Origin of the sequence: Bradyrhizobium sp. AZCC 1578, assembly GCF_036924675.1 — a bacterium.
Lineage (GTDB): Bacteria > Pseudomonadota > Alphaproteobacteria > Rhizobiales > Xanthobacteraceae > Bradyrhizobium.
In genome coordinates, this window is sequence record NZ_JAZHRZ010000001.1 from 6,881,562 (window position 1) to 6,895,944 (window position 14,383).

A 14,383-nucleotide genomic window follows, 5' to 3' on the forward strand; every position below is an offset into this window, starting at 1 on the left:
GGGCGCATGGCGTCTAACAGACGGAAGGGCGCCGGATTAGAAGCGCCCGGGGACAGGAAACAACAAGCATCCAATTTGCAGCGAGGGTAACTGATGAATCGGCCATTCAACATGCCGGACGAATTTGTCGACGGGTTCATGAAGGCGGGCGCGAGCCTGTGGCGGTCTCTGGGGTGGATACCGGGCGCCGATGGAGATGGTACGAAGTTAACCTCCGCCCTGGGTTCGCCGGGACGCATCGCAGAGTTGCAGGCCGAGCATCTGATGCGCATGTACCAACTCACCGAGCACGTCATCAAATCGGCCGCAGGCGTTCAGGCCGAGGCCGCACTGGAACCACCACGCGGGGATCGCAGGTTCAGCGCAACGGAATGGCGGGACAACGCGCTCTACAGTGTGCTGAAGCAGGCCTACCTGCTGAACTCGCGCTATTGCATCGATTTCGTCGAAGCGCTGGATCTGGAGGAGAAGGAAAAACACCGCCTGCGCTTCTTCACGCGCCAGCTCGTCGAGGCGATGAGCCCGACGAACTTTGTCGCCACCAATCCCGACGTCATCAAGCTGGCGACGGACACCGAAGGCCAGAGCCTCAAGGCCGGTTTCGACAATCTGATCGCAGATCTCGGGAAGGGCAATCTGACGATCACGGACGAGAGCGCGTTCGAGGTCGGAAGGGATGTCGCGGCATCCAGAGGGGCGGTCGTATTCGAGAACGATCTTTTCCAGCTCATTCAGTATGAACCGGCGACGGAGCAGGTCGCTGTGCGGCCTCTGCTGATCGTGCCACCCTGCATCAACAAGTTCTACATTCTTGACCTTCAGCCGAGCAATTCCTTCGTCCGCTTTGCGGTCGAGCACGGCCTGACGGTCTTCGTTGTTTCCTGGCGCAATCCGGATGCCTCTTGCGGGCATTTTGGATGGGATGACTACGTCGAGCATGGCGCAATGCGCGCCATCGAGATCGCCCGATCGATTTCCGGCGCCGACAAGGTCAACGTGGTCGGCTGGTGCGTTGGAGGAACCATCCTGTCATCGGCACTCGCCATTCTCCGGACGCGAGGCGATGAATCGGTCGCTAGCGTGACGTTGCTGACGACCATGCTGGATTTCCGAGAGCCTGGCGATCTCGGCGTGTTCGTGGACGAGGAGAGCGTGCGGCAGCGCGAGCAGACGATCGGAAACGGCGGCATCTACCGCGGCGCCGAACTGGGTTTTGTCTTCCAGACCCTACGTTCGAAAGAGCTGATATGGCCGAACGTGATCAACAATTACCTGAAGGGAAAGCCGCCGGAGCGTTTCGATCTTCTGTTCTGGAACGCCGACGTCACCAATCTGCCGGGACCGATGTATTGCTGGTACATCAGGAACATGTACCTGGAGAACAATCTCCGGGAGCCGAACCGGCTGACGATGTGCGGCACATCAGTCGATCTGGGGCGGGTCGATCTACCTGCCTATGTCCTGGCTACCGTCGAGGATCACATTGTACCCTGGCGGTCCGCCTATCGAACGACAGGCCTGTTCGGCGGCGACATTCGCTTTGTCCTCGGCGCGAGCGGACATATCGCCGGTGTGATCAATCCGGCGTCGAAGAACAAGAGAAGCTATTGGGTATCGACCGATCGATGCGACGACCCGGCGGCATGGCTGGCGAGTGCGGATGAGAAGCCGGGCAGTTGGTGGAACGACTGGATCGGTTGGCTCAAGCCGTGGGCGGAGGAGCAACTGCCGGCGCGCACGCAACTCGGCAGCAACCTCTACCCGCCCGGCGAATCTGCGCCCGGGCGATATGTGAAAGCGAAGGCGAGTTGACAGCAGCTATGGCGTGCATGCCTCAAAAATCGGTTTTGAGCGTGGTCGCTTACTCGCGCGAACAAGTCAAAGCTGCAGTTTTGCCTTGGTGATACGCATCGATCTGCAGAGCAAAGAGATTTGGCGCATCCAACACGATTCGAACGTGTGACCTTGCTCTCGGAGGGTGATGCTCATTCTTCGAGCCCAGTATGGGCCGAAGCTTTCGCAAGCCTGCGGTCTGATAGCGCAAACGCCAACCCCGGAATCGCCGCCCGCAGGTTTCCTTGCTCTATCACCGCCAAAACTACGATGGTGCCTGTTCTATCCTAGGCGTAGCCGGACCAGCAGGTTACTTTGCGGTCGAGGCAAACGGGATTGGTAGAGAGGGTCGGAACTAGCGCGGTACTGCACGAGCTCATTGGGTACTGCAATGCTGTACCGGAGAAGGCGCGGCACATCGAGGGACGAACAGATGATCGACTTAAGCACTTGAAATGAAAAGAAAATGCCTCAACTGTCAGCTTGAACTATTTGTCGGCCCAAAAATCAACTGCACCGAATGAGACAATAAAGCGAAATAACATCAACATGTTAGCGCATCGATTTTGCATTGCCCCCATGATGGATTGGACTGACCGGCATTGCCGCGTGTTCCACCGTCTGATGAGCCGGCGCGCGCGGCTTTATACGGAGATGCTGACGACCGGCGCCATTATTCATGGCGACCGGAGGCGGCTGCTCGGCTTCGACCGAAGTGAGCATCCGGTGGCGCTGCAGCTCGGTGGTTCCGTTCCGCATGATCTCGCTACCGCTGCGCGGATCGGCGAGGATTTTGGCTACGACGAAATCAATCTCAATGTCGGCTGTCCGTCCGACCGCGTGAAGGATGGCCGCTTCGGGGCCTGCCTGATGGCGGAGCCGGCGCTGGTCGCCGAGGGCGTGGTTGCCATGAAGCGCGCGGTCAGGATTCCGGTCACAGTGAAATGCCGGATCGGCATCGACGACCAGGACCCGGAAGTGGCGCTCGACGTGCTGGCGCGCGGCGTGGTTGCGGCCGGCGCGGACGCGCTGATCGTCCATGCCCGCAAGGCCTGGCTCAACGGATTGTCGCCGAAGGAAAACCGCGACATCCCGCCGCTCGATTACGACAGGGTTTATCGACTCAAGGCCGCGCTGCCGGGTGTGCCGATTATCATCAATGGCGGCGTCGGCAGTATTGCCGAGGCGAAGCGGCACCTCGACCATGTCGACGGCGTGATGCTGGGGCGGGCGGCCTATCAGGAGCCGTGGCGCCTACTCGACGTCGATCCGGAATTGTTCGGCGAGGCGGCACCTCACGCGACGATGAAGGACGTCTTCGAAGCGATGTTGCCTTACATCGAAGGCCAGTTGGCCCAAGGAGCAAAGCTGCATTCGATGACGCGGCATTTCGTCGGCGCGTTTCACGGCGTGCCCGGCGCGCGCGCCTTTCGTCGCCATCTGGCGGAGAGGGGCACCAGGCCGGGCGCCGGCGTCGACGTGCTGCGCGATGCGGTCGCATTGATCGAGGATCGCGCGGCGGAGCCGGTCGCGGCGTAAAGCCTAGGCGGCGCGCTCGGCGACGCGGCGCGTTTCGGAATCCGCCTTCAGGCCGAAATCGTAGTTCAGCATGTCGATGTCCAGCCCAGGGGGATCATTGGGCGGTTGGCGGGGCGTCGCCGCGCCAGGCGCGCGTGATCAATTCGCGGATCGCCTCTCGCTCGATCGGGCGCGGATTCCAGTACGGATTCTTCACCGCGAGGTCGGCGGCCTGATCGATGCCGCTCTCGGGCATGCCGATCTCGCGCAGCGACAGCGGCGCGGCAAGCTTTCGCGCCAGATCGTGGAGGCCGAGCGCTGGGTCGCTGACGCCAAGCGCTGTGGCGATGCGTGTCATCGCCTCAGGTGCGGCTGGTGCATTGTAGGCGAGGGCATGCGGGAGAATGACGGTGTGGGTCTCCGCGTGCGGCAGATTGAACAGCCCGCCCAGCGTATGGCAGAGCTTGTGGTGCAGCGCCATGCCGACCGCCCCGAGGCAGACGCCGCAGAGCCAGGCGCCATAGAGCGCGTCGGTGCGCGCGACCCTGTCGCTCGGCTCAGCGCAGATTTTCGGCAGCGCCCGCGCCAGCGTGCCGATGCCTTCCTGCGCCATCAGCGATATGATGGGGTTGCGATCGCGCGCGTAGAGCGCCTCGACCGCGTGCGCGATGGCGTTGACGCCCGATGTCGCCGATAGTTTTGCCGGCATCGTCATGGTGAGATCGACGTCGTAGATCACGATCTCGGGGAGGATCTTCGGGCTCGATTGCGTGGTCTTGATCCCGCCGCTGGTCTGGCCGACCACCGGCGTCATCTCCGAGCCGGCGTAACTGGTGGGCAGCACGATCTGCGGCAGATCGGTGCGCAAGGCGATCGCCTTGCCGAGGCCGGTGGTCGAACCGCCGCCGATCGCGATGACGCCATCGGCCTCGATCTCGCGCACGACTTCCATCGCCTGTTCCGTCACCTCGACGGGCGTATGCATGACCGCTCCGGTGAAGACGCCGGCGAAGCGCTCGCCGATCATCTCCCGGATGCCGGCGACCAGATCTTTCTGCCGCGGGGTCGCCAGCACGAGGGCGCGGGTAACGCCGAGGCGGGACAATTCATCAGGCAATTGACGCAGCGTGCCGGTGCCGAACACCACCCGCATCGGTGCGCTCTGGTAGACGAAGTCTTGCATGGTTGCTCCTTGCGGACGAATGACCGGCTCCAGGATCAGGCCGCCCCGGAGCCGGACTTCCGGCTCAAGAGGCCGGCTGTGCAACCTTGCGCAAGCCGGCAGCCTCTTCAAGGCTGCTTGCGGGTGCGCTCGCCGGCCGCCTGGCCAGCAAGATAATCATCCCGGCGGCAATCGCGGAGACGCCGATCGACAGGAACATCGGTGTCGGGCTCTGGTAATATTGCTGAAGCGCACCAGCCACGAACGGGCCGAGGATGGCGCCGACGCGGGCGACCCCGAGCTCCATTCCGACAGCAGTGGCGCGCACGCCGGTCTCATAGGAAGCCGCAGTGAAATTGTTCAGCACGAACTGTGCGCCGATGATGAAGAAGCCGGCGGCGGCGACCGAGGTGATGTTGACGATGTGGACGTTCAGTACCACGAGCGACAACACGGCGAGGCCGCCAAAAGCCCACCAGGTCGCGATCAGCCCGCGGCTATAGCCGGACCGGTCGACGAGGTGGCCAAGCACAAGGCCGCCGACGAACGACATGATCTGCATCAGCGCGCCGAAGCCGAAGCTTGCGGCAAAGGTTTCTCCACGCTGCATCATCACCGTCGGAATCCATCCCGAAAGGCCGAAGATGCAGAACAGGCTGAGGAAGGCCGAGGCCCAGATCGCAAATGTGGTCCGTCGATATTTCGACTGCAGCAGCACTGCCACTGAATTGACCGGCTTCTCCGCTTGTCCGATGACAATTTCAGCCAACTTGTAGGCGCTGGCGCGCTCGGGCCGAAGCTTCGTCAGCATGTCGCGGATTTCATCGGTACGGCCCTGGAGTGCGAGGAATTTTGGCGATTCCGGCAGCATCATGTGCATGAACGGCAAGAGCAGGAACGACAGCGAGCCGATCCAGTACAGCGACGTCCAACCGAACACCGGGGTTGCAAACACGCCGGCGACACCGGCGAGGGTGCCGCCAAGCGCCCAGCCAAGTGCGACGCCCCACAGCGCAAACGTGTTCGCCACGCGCCGCGGCGCCAGCTCGTTGATGTAGGTGGTCGCGAGCGGCAGCAGCACGCCGAGGCCGATGCCGGTCAGGAGCCGCAGGATGCAGAAGGAGAGGAACGAGTCCGCCGAAGTCGCGGTGAGCAGCGTGAAGATACTGGTGATCCACAAGCCGCCGAGCAGGGTGCCGCGGCGGCCGAGCCGATCGGCAATGATGCCATGGATGGCAGCCCCGAGCAGGAATCCAACCAGGCCGCTGGAAATCAACAGTCCCGCCTGGCCGGCCTGCAGCCCCCAGGGCTTTGCGACGTAGTGAATGACGTAAGCCGGGTTGAACGTGTCATATCCGTCAAACAGCGTTAGCAGTCCCATGATGGCGCCGAGGCGCCAGTGAAATTTTCCTACCTTTGCTTCGGCGAGCTCTTCGTGAAGATCGATTGCCTGCGCGGCCATGGCCGTATCCCTCCCAGATGGTGATTATGTCGTTTGAGGCCGCTTATTCCGCGGCTTGATGGATGCCGTGCTCGGCGACGGCCAAGTCGCCGAGATCGAGCTTGAACAGGTCGATGGCGTTGCACCGGCCGATCTTCAGGCGATCGTTCTCGCTGATGCTGGCGCTGTTGAACCAGTCGGAGGCGTGGTCCACGTTCTCGAACGGCCAGTCGACCGAGAACAGGATGCGGTCGGCTCCGATTTCGAGAATGGAATCGATCAGCGTTTGCGTGCGGAAATTGCCCGACGTGGTCAGGAAGAAGTTGGCATTGAAATAGTCGCAGATCTTCTTCTTCGCCTTGTGTTTCGGCGGCGCCTTGACCCAGCCGTTGCGATGGTCGACGCGCCACATGCTGTAGGGCAGGCCTTCACCCATATGGCCGAGGATGATCTTCAGTTTTGGATAGGTATCGAACAATCCCGATCCCATCAGCCGCAGCGCATGAACCGCGGTTTCTTGCCCGAATGCCCAGGTCGGGCCCATTAGCCAGGGATGCCCTTGATAGATTGCGCAGTCTTCCGGCAGCGGATTGCGCGGATGCAGGTAGAAGGGCAGGCCGGTCTGCTCGACAGCTTCCCAGAATGGCCAGTATTGCGGCAGGTCGTAATAGACCGGCCGCTTGCCGTCGCCGATTTGCGAGAAGCCGTTGACCAGCGCGCCGCGGAAGCCGAGCGTCTTGATGCAGCGCTCGAGTTCGGCGATCGCGAGATCGGGGTCCTGCATCGGCAGTGCGGCAAAGGCCTGGAATCGCGACGGCCGTTTTGCCACCTGTTCGGCGAGGAAATCGTTGGCACGGATCGCGATCTCGTTGGCGCGGACGATGTCGGGAATCGCCTGCACCGCCGGCGCGTTCAGCGACAGGATCATCATCTCGACGCCGTGGCGGTCCATCTGCACCAGCCGCTTGTCCTGGATATCGAGCAGGCGGTCCTTCAACTCCGGCCAATAGGAGTCCGGAACGAAACCCGCTGAGTCCATCAGCGTGTCCGGGATGGCGAAATGTTCCTCTAGTGCGATCTTGCCCTGCATATTGTCCTCGCTGATGTCTGATGCTGGTTAGTACTGTCCCTTAGTATTGACCTTGGGGCGTCAGCCCGAGAGCGAGCTGGCCGTACATGGTGCCGACGGCGTCCCAGTTCATGCTGATGTGGCGGCCGACGGCATTGGCGTCGCGCCAGGCGCGCTGCACCGGATTGGAAAGGTCGAGGCCGAGCCCGCCGGTCGAGGCGTTCAGCGCCTCACTGGCGCGGATGGCCAGCGCAACCGAAAAGGCCTGGCCGCGGCGGCTGACGATGCGGTCCTCGGTCGAGACCGGCCTGCCGTCGCGGATCGTCGCCGCACGGTCCCTGAGATCGCGCAGCAGCACTTCACGCGCTGCATCGACCGAGGCGGCCGCTTCCGCAACACGTAACTGGATGGTCGGGAAATCCGCCATGCGGTTGTTATGGCCCGCCACCGCGCCGCGCGTGATTCGCCTCGAGGTTACGGCAAGATAGTCTTCCAGTGCGCCGGCGGCGGCGCCGACTGCGGTGGACGCCAGGCAGGAAGGAATGTTCGACAGCATCGGAATCGAGAAAGTGGGGTTGGCGGCATAGAGCGCAGCGCCCGGCGTCTTGCCGGATGTGGTGTCGGCGAACGACAGCAGGCGGTGCGCGGGCACAAACACGTCTGACAGTACGAGCGTCTTGCTGCCGGTGCCGCTGAGGCCGACGACATTCCAGGTATCGTCGATGACGTAGTCGGAGGCCGGAACCAGCAGGAAGGCCGGCGCAAACTGGCCGGCTTCCGTCTTCGACGGCAACAGCGCCGCGCACAACGACCATTGCGCGTTGTCGCAGCCGCTCGCAAACGACCAGCGCCCGGTGAGGCGATAGCCGCCCTCGACCTCGATCGCCTTGGCGGCCGGCGCGTAGGAGCCGCAAGCGAGTGCGTCTGGATTATCATCCCAGACGTCGCGCTGCGCGATTTCCGGAAATCCCGCGATCAGCCATTGATGGGCTGCGAGCAGGCCGCCGACCCACGCCGTCGAGGCGCAGCTTTTCGCGAGCTCGATGTTCAGTTCGACCAGCACGTCGAAATCGTGCTCGTAGCCGCCGAACATCGCCGGCTTGACGATGTCGAAATAGCCGATGTTGCGCAGCGCCGTGATGTTCTCTTCCGGCACGCGGCCCGCCTTTTCCGTGGTGTGGGCGCGCGCCTTGATCTGCGGCGCGATCTGCGCCACGCGGCTCCGCAACTCGCTAATGTCGGGGCGAGCGGCCGGAGGCGCCGGCACGTCCTTCAACTGGGCGACTGATACCATTGGTTTGCTCCGTATCTTCGATGGGCTGAAAAGGCGGCGGCTTGGCGGATCACGCAGCCTGGCTGTCGTGGGGCACCGAAAAGCAGTAGGTCGCGTCCTGGTAGATCAGGGGCTCGATCGGATCGCGCACGTTCACGGTCTCAGCTTCGCCGATGAAAATCGTATGCGTGCCGTAGGGCACGGCGGCGGCCTTCTTGCAGAAGATGTTGATCTGCGCGTCGGCGAGATAGGTGACGCCCTCGGGCGAGGTCATCCATTGGCCGAGCCCGAACCGCTCCTCGGCGGGGACCGCGCCGCTGAACGCCGATGAAAGGGAGATTTGGTCGCGGCGCAGCACGTTCACGCAGAAGCGGCGCGCCAGCAGCATGATGTCGTGCAGCAGCGTCTGTTGGTTGACGCAGACGATCAGCGAGGGAGGGTCGAGCGACAGCGACGTCACCGCGGTCGCCGTCATCCCGTGGCGGCGGTTCTGGTCGGCAGACGTGATCACCGACACGGCGGCCGGAAATCGCCGCAACGCGCGCTTGAACGTTTCACGCAATTCGTCGGATGCCGAATCCAGCGACATGGTTTCCTCCACTGAACAATCCGCTCTTGATCGGCGGCTTAATTTTCGTGAACAATAATTGCATCTGCAAATGACAAGTCAATCAGAAATTTTCAAATGCAACAATTGCCTTGAAAAATGATCGGCGGCCGGCTATTGGAGGGGTGCAAAAGTTGCACCATAGCAGGACGCAAGACCTTGTACCGGCTGACGAATTCATTGCCCTACATGCTCAACCGCGTCGGCGTGCGGATGGGCGATCTGTTTTCCCGGCGCATCGCGGGCTATGGCGTGACATTACCGATGTACCGCGTGATGGCCGCGCTCTGGGAGAAAGGCGATCAGCGCCTCGGCGATCTCGCCGACATGACGACGATCGAGATATCGACGCTGTCGCGCCTGATCGGGGAGATGAAGCGGCGAGGCCTCGTAACGCGCACGCGGCTGAAGGACAACGCGCGTACGGTCGCGATCAACCTCACGCCGAAGGGACGGACGCTGGTGGAAGAATTGATCCCGATCGCCATCCATTTCGAGGAAGTGGCGGTCCGCAATTTTCCGTCGAAGAACGTTTCGGATCTGAAGACGGTGCTCGCAGAAATCTACGAGAGTCTGAATTCGATCGAGCCCGAGATCGCGGAAGTCAACAAGGCGCGCAAGGCGGCGAAGGCGAAAGCGTGACTCTTGCGGCCGACTGGCGGGCGCCTGATGGCAGATCGGCCCGGCCGGCCTCTGTGCTAGCCTTTAGCCGCGCATGGCGGCGCGAAAGCCGACGCAGCTCAGCGCGCCAGCCACGATGACCGCAATCCAGCTCGGCCAGAACGGAACATCGACGCCATTCAGGGTGATGGACCATCCCATCACGATCCGGATCAACTGAAGAAGTGCGATCAGGGCAAAGATGGCGGCGGCAAGCGTACAAAAGCTCCTGATGGTCATTGCCGATCTCCGATGGCGCATGACGTGCCCCCGCACCAAAATGGGGAGGGATCGGCGCGGCGGCCATTCCCCTTACGCAGGAAATGGCTTCACAAAGCCATTTTCGATGTGTCGTACAATCGCAGTTTCGCGACGTCGCAAGTCGGAATCACTTCCGCCTTAGCGCATTCGAGAACGTCCCGACGGAGATCTGAGGTGTCTGTTTGTCGGAGTAGACCAGAAGTGATCGGTACACCGTTAAAGCGACGCGAGTGCCCGTTGCAGACACGACAGTTCACGTGGAAATAGCTGCGAAGCTGCGCTAGCATTGGCCCGCTTGGTCGAGATAGGATTGGGGTGCAATGGCAAGGCTGATCGCATTGGCTGGCTTGCCGGGGGTTGGCAAGTCGAGCATAGCGCGGCGTCTGGCGGGGCGTTCCGGTGCCATCTGGCTACGCATCGACTCGATGGATCAGGCAATCTGGGCATCCGGTACGGCGCCGAGCGATCTCTTCGATTGGAGCTATCGAGCGGCTCAGTCGATCGCGGCCGACAATCTAGCCCTCGGCCTAGATATTGTCGCGGATTGTGTAAACGATTGCCAAGAGGCACGGGACGGTTGGGAAGCGGCGGGGCGGCGTGCCGCAGCCGAGGTCATCTGGCTAGAAGTCGTGTGCAGCGATCTTGTCGAGCACCGTCGGAGAATTGAGACAAGATCAAGCGACGTCATGGGGCTGAACTTACCCAATTGGGACGCAGTTGCAGCCCGTGCCTACGACAAATGGAACCGAGATCGCATCATTATCGATACAGCACATCGTAGCTTGGAAGAGTGCGTGGAGGAGGCGTTCGATCTCCTAAGCAGATGATGGCAGCTATTGGCCCGGTGCGTCGATATCGGCGCGCCCGCCTTTGTGTCGCTATTAGATGCCAACAAGCGGACATCGTCAGTTTATGAGTCCTCGCCCTAATTCGCAGCCGAGCGGGTGCGTTTGCGGTTGGACGCCGCCACTTCGGGATAGCCGTGCAGCTTCAGCTTGTCGGCCTGCACGCCCCAGCTTTCCAGCCGGTCGAGAAAGCTCATGCCGAGCAGGTTGGTCTTCATCAATCCGCGCGGCACCACCAGCGCCGGGACCGATTTCTCGACGAGGCCGCCGACCGCGAGACGATCGAGGGTCAGCCGCGCCGCCTTGGTATGGCCGCCGGCGGTTTCGACATCGACATTGTATTCGAGCATCTCGATCGGCAGGCCGATCGCCTTCGCCGTCTCCCAGGTCAGCACCACCGAAGTGGCGCCGGTGTCGATCACCATCGGCGCCTTGACGCCGTTGATCTTGGCGTGCAGCGCGAATTCGCCGGCTTTGCCGCGCGCGATCTCCACGGCGGGCGCCGGCTGCAGGCTGCGTTGCCACAGCATTTTCGATACCGAGTTGCTGGCGCGCGCGATCTGGTTCGGATCGCCATAGGCGACCACGGCGCCTGCGGTGGCGGCGAGCATTGCCAGAACGAGCATGATGCGGATCACTGGGCGCCTCCGCCGTTTCCTCCGGTGATCAGCCGCGTTCGGCGCGCGGCGGCATCGGAACCAGGCCCGCATCCACCATGCGCGCCGCAAGCCCTTCCATCACGGCCAATCGCTCCGCCGTTTCCATGCGGTGCCAGCGCGCGATCTCCGGCAACGTTCGTCCGCAGCCGAAGCAGAGTTTGGTTTTGGGATCCATCATACAGACTGCGATACACGGCGTTTCTTTGCTCATTCCTGGATAGTGAAACGGTTTGAGTCCTCGGCGCAAGCGCTCCAACTACAGGCCGGTGCCGGCACTCATGATCGGCTTGTGACGCGGCCGCCGCTTGTCGTCGGCGGATGCGGTGGGTTCCGGCTGCAGCGGCGGTGCTTCCTCTTCGACCATCGGCGCCAGCGCGCTCATCACGCGCTCCGGCGGGAAGGTAACGATGACTTCGGTGCCGATGCGCAGTTTCGATTTCAGCGTGAAGGTGCCGCCATGCATGTCGATCAGGCTCTTGGCGATCGGCAAGCCCAGGCCCGCGCCCTGTTCGGCCGATTTGATCGAGTTGGAGCCCTGGCCAAACGAAGCCAGCACGATCGGGATTTCATCCTCGGCAATGCCGGAGCCGGTGTCCTTGACGCTGAGATATTGTCCACCGGACGCAGTCCAGCCGACCTTAAGCCAGATATCGCCGCCCGGCGGAGTGAACTTGATCGAGTTGGATATGAGATTGAGCACGACCTGGCGCGTGGCGCGCTCGTCGCCCCAGATCCTGGGCATGCCGTGCTCGAACACCTCATGAATGGTGATGCCGCGGCTGCTCGCGCGCAGCTTCAACAGATGGTGGCAATCGGAAACGACATGGACGAGCGAAACCGCTTCCTCGTTGAGTTCGTAGCGGCCGGCCTCGATCCGCGACAGATCGAGAATCTCGTTGATGAGATTGAGCAGGTGTACGCCCGAATTGTGGATGTCGGCGGAATATTCCTTGTAGACCGGCACCGCATGCGCGCCGAAGATTTCGCTCTTCATCACCTCGGAGAATCCGAGGATCGCGTTCAGCGGCGTGCGCAGCTCGTGGCTCATCTGCGCCAGAAAGCGCGACTTGGCGACGTTGGCGGATTCGGCGCGGTGCCGCGCTTCGTCCGAAATCGCCTTGGCCTGTTCGAGCTCGCCGATCAGCGCGTCCTTCTCGGCGCGTGCTTCCAGGGTTTGCAGCGTCGTCGAATGGAGCTGATGGGCGAGTAGCGCAAAATAGCTTTCAGCGGCGACCGCCAGCAGCGCGAGCGCGTAGTTGTCGAAGGTTCCGCCCATCACGAAGTTGAGCGCGATCGCCGCCGTCACCGGCACGGTTGCCGCCACCGCCGCAATGGGCAGCGTCGCTGCCAGCATGCTCGACACCGCGATCACCAGCAGCATCAGGAACATCATCATCGTGTTCGAGACGACGTCGAGGCCGGCCGGGTGGAGCAGGATCGCCGTCCAGCTCAGGCCGTAGAGCAAGTCGAGCAGCACGAAGCGGGTTTGCCATTTGCGCGTGGCGGCGAGCGTAGGCGGCTCGCCTAGGAAGCGCTTGCAGTTGCGAATGATGGCGGCATGGACGCAGAGCATGCCGACGGTCCAGACCGCGGCCGGCACAGCGTACTTCCACAGGCCGAACAGCACGCCGGTCGCAACCACCAGCAGCATGACCACGAAGGAAGCCGATACCCGGGTCTGGGCGTATTGTCGGAGCAATTCGGTATCGAAGGCGGGGCGGGTCCCGCTGGTCGACGTTAACCGATCCCGCGCCTCGCGCACCCGCTGCGCCGCCACGCGCCGGGTGCTGACCGCTGGTGCGACCGGCGCTTCTGCCGGAAGCTGGACAACCTCGGGCTTCTCTGCGGGGTTACTCATTGAACAACACAAAATCCTGCCCGCGAACTGCGCGGGCTTTTGCATTGTCTATCTGTGCCGCTAAATCATTAAGCGATGACTTAAAGAGCTAAAAATTCTCGTAAACAGGAAGTTAAAATTAACCTGTCGGGCAGACGGAACCCCCGCTTCTGACTGGATAAGAAGCGGGGGCCTTGCTCGTTGCCTTAACCTCTTTCTTTAACTCACCGCTCCAGCCTGGCCAAAAGGCTCGACGTATCCCAGCGTTTGCCGCCCATCTTCTCGACCTCGGCGTAGAACTGATCGACGAGGGCGGTCACCGGCAGGTTGGCGCCGTTGCGGCGGGCCTCACTGATGCAGATCGAGAGGTCCTTGCGCATCCATTCGACGGCAAAGCCGAAGTCGAACTTGCCGTCGTTCATGGTCTTGTAGCGGTTCTCCATCTGCCAGGACTGCGCCGCGCCCTTGGAGATGGTCTCGATCACGGACGCGACGTCGAGTCCTGACTTCTTGGCGAAATGAATGCCCTCGGACAGTCCCTGGACGAGACCTGCGATGCAGATCTGATTGACCATCTTGGTGAGCTGTCCGGCGCCGGCGGGCCCGAGCAGTTTGCACATCCTTGCGTAAGCGCCGGAAATGATCGGCTCGGCAGCGGCATAGGCGTCTTCCTTGCCGCCGCACATCACCGTCAGCACGCCGTTTTCCGCCCCCGCCTGGCCACCGGACACCGGCGCGTCGATGAACTTGAAGCCGGCCTTGACGGCGGCAGCATCGAGCTCGCGGGCGACTTCGGCGGAGGCGGTGGTGTGATCGACGAATACCGCACCCTTCTTCATGCCGGCGAAGGCGCCATCGGTGCCGATCGTGACCGCGCGCAGGTCATTGTCGTTGCCGACGCAGCACATCACGAAATCCTGACCTTCCGCCGCGGCCTCCGGCGTCGGCGCGGTGCGCCCGCCGAACTTGTCCGCCCACTCCTTCGCCTTGGCCCCGGTCCGGTTGTACACGGTCACCTCGTGGCCGCCTTTTTTCGCCAGATGTCCTGCCATGGGGAAGCCCATTACGCCGAGACCGAGAAAAGCGACTTTAGCCATGTGTGTTACCTTGGAGTTTTCGCCGGCGACGTTGGGCCGGCCGGACGGTGTTTTTGGAGGAGCCGCACCATAACCGCTGCGCAGGGGAGGGCAACGCCTTCGTTGGTGGGCGGGGCCGGAT

At 62.3% G+C, this 14,383-nt stretch carries 13 protein-coding genes and 1 pseudogene; 4 read left to right on the forward strand and 10 right to left on the reverse strand.

Annotated elements, in window-relative coordinates; genetic code table 11:
• Positions 1 to 93: 93 nt before the first annotated feature.
• Positions 94 to 1,812: a PHA/PHB synthase family protein gene (locus V1290_RS32690; RefSeq protein ID WP_334368163.1), complete on the forward strand. Its 1,719-nt coding sequence runs from the start codon at positions 94 to 96 to the stop codon at positions 1,810 to 1,812.
• 570 nt (positions 1,813 to 2,382) lie between these two features.
• Positions 2,383 to 3,372 (forward strand): tRNA dihydrouridine(20/20a) synthase DusA, encoded by a 990-nt coding sequence (gene dusA / locus V1290_RS32695; RefSeq protein ID WP_334368164.1) that lies wholly within the window; start codon positions 2,383 to 2,385, stop codon positions 3,370 to 3,372.
• Between the two features lie 94 nt (positions 3,373 to 3,466).
• Here dusA and V1290_RS32700 read toward each other — a convergent pair whose 3' ends face one another.
• The 5 genes from V1290_RS32700 to V1290_RS32720 form a co-directional block, all read right to left on the reverse strand.
• A complete protein-coding gene (locus tag V1290_RS32700) occupies positions 3,467 to 4,534 on the reverse strand; it encodes a maleylacetate reductase (protein WP_334368165.1) in 1,068 nt (355 codons plus the stop codon).
• Positions 4,535 to 4,598: 64 nt separating this feature from the next.
• Positions 4,599 to 5,975: an MFS transporter gene (locus V1290_RS32705; RefSeq protein WP_334368166.1), complete on the reverse strand. Its 1,377-nt coding sequence runs from the start codon at positions 5,973 to 5,975 to the stop codon at positions 4,599 to 4,601.
• Between the two features lie 43 nt (positions 5,976 to 6,018).
• The gene (locus tag V1290_RS32710) at positions 6,019 to 7,044 is read right to left on the reverse strand and encodes an amidohydrolase family protein (protein ID WP_334368167.1); all 1,026 of its coding nucleotides are present in this window, start codon (positions 7,042 to 7,044) and stop codon (positions 6,019 to 6,021) included.
• Positions 7,045 to 7,084: 40 nt separating this feature from the next.
• The gene (locus tag V1290_RS32715; protein WP_334368168.1) at positions 7,085 to 8,317 is read right to left on the reverse strand and encodes an acyl-CoA dehydrogenase family protein; all 1,233 of its coding nucleotides are present in this window, start codon (positions 8,315 to 8,317) and stop codon (positions 7,085 to 7,087) included.
• A 49-nt stretch (positions 8,318 to 8,366) separates the two neighbouring features.
• Positions 8,367 to 8,885 (reverse strand): flavin reductase family protein, encoded by a 519-nt coding sequence (locus V1290_RS32720; RefSeq protein ID WP_334368169.1) that lies wholly within the window; start codon positions 8,883 to 8,885, stop codon positions 8,367 to 8,369.
• Between the two features lie 177 nt (positions 8,886 to 9,062).
• Here V1290_RS32720 and V1290_RS32725 point away from each other — a divergent pair, with 177 nt between their 5' ends.
• On the forward strand, positions 9,063 to 9,545 hold the full coding sequence (locus V1290_RS32725) for a MarR family winged helix-turn-helix transcriptional regulator (protein ID WP_334368170.1): 483 nt from the start codon (positions 9,063 to 9,065) through the stop codon (positions 9,543 to 9,545).
• A 63-nt stretch (positions 9,546 to 9,608) separates the two neighbouring features.
• Here the strand turns inward: V1290_RS32725 and V1290_RS32730 are convergent, their stop codons facing one another.
• Positions 9,609 to 9,803, reverse strand: a complete 195-nt coding sequence (locus V1290_RS32730; RefSeq protein WP_334368171.1) for a hypothetical protein — start codon at positions 9,801 to 9,803, stop codon at positions 9,609 to 9,611.
• A gap of 341 nt (positions 9,804 to 10,144) precedes the next feature.
• Between V1290_RS32730 and V1290_RS32735 the strand changes: the two genes are divergently transcribed.
• Positions 10,145 to 10,651, forward strand: a complete 507-nt coding sequence (locus tag V1290_RS32735; RefSeq protein ID WP_334368172.1) for an AAA family ATPase — start codon at positions 10,145 to 10,147, stop codon at positions 10,649 to 10,651.
• A 98-nt stretch (positions 10,652 to 10,749) separates the two neighbouring features.
• Here V1290_RS32735 and V1290_RS32740 read toward each other — a convergent pair whose 3' ends face one another.
• The 4 genes and pseudogenes from V1290_RS32740 to V1290_RS32755 all read right to left on the reverse strand — a co-directional run.
• The gene (locus V1290_RS32740) at positions 10,750 to 11,307 is read right to left on the reverse strand and encodes a TIGR02281 family clan AA aspartic protease (protein ID WP_334368173.1); all 558 of its coding nucleotides are present in this window, start codon (positions 11,305 to 11,307) and stop codon (positions 10,750 to 10,752) included.
• Positions 11,308 to 11,335: 28 nt separating this feature from the next.
• Positions 11,336 to 11,539 carry a DUF1289 domain-containing protein gene (locus V1290_RS32745; RefSeq protein WP_334368174.1) on the reverse strand — a complete coding sequence of 68 codons (204 nt, stop codon included), beginning with the start codon at positions 11,537 to 11,539 and terminating at the stop codon, positions 11,336 to 11,338.
• A gap of 45 nt (positions 11,540 to 11,584) precedes the next feature.
• Positions 11,585 to 13,186, reverse strand: coding sequence for a sensor histidine kinase (locus V1290_RS32750; protein WP_334368175.1), 1,602 nt, complete (start codon positions 13,184 to 13,186; stop codon positions 11,585 to 11,587).
• A gap of 203 nt (positions 13,187 to 13,389) precedes the next feature.
• Positions 13,390 to 14,268, reverse strand: a pseudogene (locus tag V1290_RS32755) (NAD(P)-dependent oxidoreductase); the annotation flags it as partial.
• Positions 14,269 to 14,383 lie beyond the last annotated feature (115 nt).